Genomic DNA, 1,382 nt, shown 5'->3' with positions numbered 1-1,382 from the left:
GGCACCAGTACGACTTGCAACGGTCATGTTCTTGCCCGCTTCAACTTCAGTTTTCGCTGCCGCTGCTTCTCCTTGAATCGCATCAGCGACCGTGTCATAACCTTTGTCATTGACGGTAAATGGACCGTTAAGTCGACCACCCTCATTGGTCACGCCACCACCTAAAATATCGCCCGTAGAGCCGACGCTGTCATTCAGCTGACTACCATTGATCGCTTCGCTTGAACCCGCTGCAATGGTGCCGTCTGCCACACCACTGATCTTGCCTGTGCTGCCATCAATATTGACATCGCCCACTTGCACTGAATCAAATGACACATCATCCGCTGTCGCGACTTCATAGATGGTTTGTCCATCGGCACCAGTACGACTTGCAACGGTCATGTTCTTGCCCGCTTCAACTTCAGTTTTCGCTGCCGCTGCTTCTCCTTGAATCGCATCAGCGACCGTGTCATAACCTTTGTCATTGACGGTAAATGGACCGCTAAGTCGACCACCTTCATTGGTCACGCCACCACCCAAGATATCGCCTGTAGAGCCGACGCTGTCATTCAGCTGACCACCATTGATCGCTTCAGTTGAACCTGCGGCAACCGTACCATCTGCAACACCACTGATCTTGCCTGTCGTACCATCAATGTTGACATCACCCACTTGCACTGAATCAAAGTCAACATCACGTGCTGTGGCAACTTCATAGTTGGTGCTGCCATCTGGATTGGTCGATTCAGTGACAACAATATTGTCACCTTCGGTGACCGTGGTTTTCGCTGTTACTGCATTTTTACGTACAGAATCAATCGCATCATGGATGTTACCTTCACCTGTGTTACCCACATTGCTGGTGGTCACCGAACCATTTGGATTTAAGACGGTTTCACCACCAATTGCGCTTCGAACACTGTCTGCAACACCGTGGAGTTGTCCACCATTGATCGCTTCGCTTGAACCCGCTGCAATGGTGCCGTCTGCCACACCACTGATCTTGCCTGTGGTTCCATCAATGCTCACACCATTTGCACCACCTACTGTGACATTGTTAAAGTCAACATCATCTTTGGTCGCTACGTTATAGATGTCTTGACCATCAGCACCTGTGGTTTTAGTCACTGTGACGTTCTTGCCTTCAGTCACTTCGGTTTTCGATGCCGCTGCCGCTTTATCCAACTGGCCTTTGTTTACAGCATCACTTGGGGCTGCACCATCTGCTACATTGCTAATTGTATTCCCCGCAGCATTGATGCCATCTTTGGTGATACTTGGGCCATTGGTAATGGTCACACCATTGTCATTGATTAAGGTATCGCCCGCACGAACGCTATCGACATTTAAATCACGGTTTAATCCATATTGGATGGTGTTGCCATTCTTGGTTACCGTGA

The 1,382-nt window shown here is 49.4% G+C and carries 1 pseudogene; it reads right to left on the bottom strand.

Going from position 1 to position 1,382, the window contains the following annotated elements:
* Positions 1–1,382, bottom strand: a pseudogene (locus V6E90_RS21410) (YadA-like family protein); the annotation flags it as partial.

It is taken from the genome of Acinetobacter sp. ESBL14, from assembly GCF_036668815.1.
GTDB classification, from domain to species: domain Bacteria; phylum Pseudomonadota; class Gammaproteobacteria; order Pseudomonadales; family Moraxellaceae; genus Acinetobacter; species Acinetobacter gyllenbergii.
This window is presented reverse-complemented; position numbering and strand designations above follow the sequence as displayed.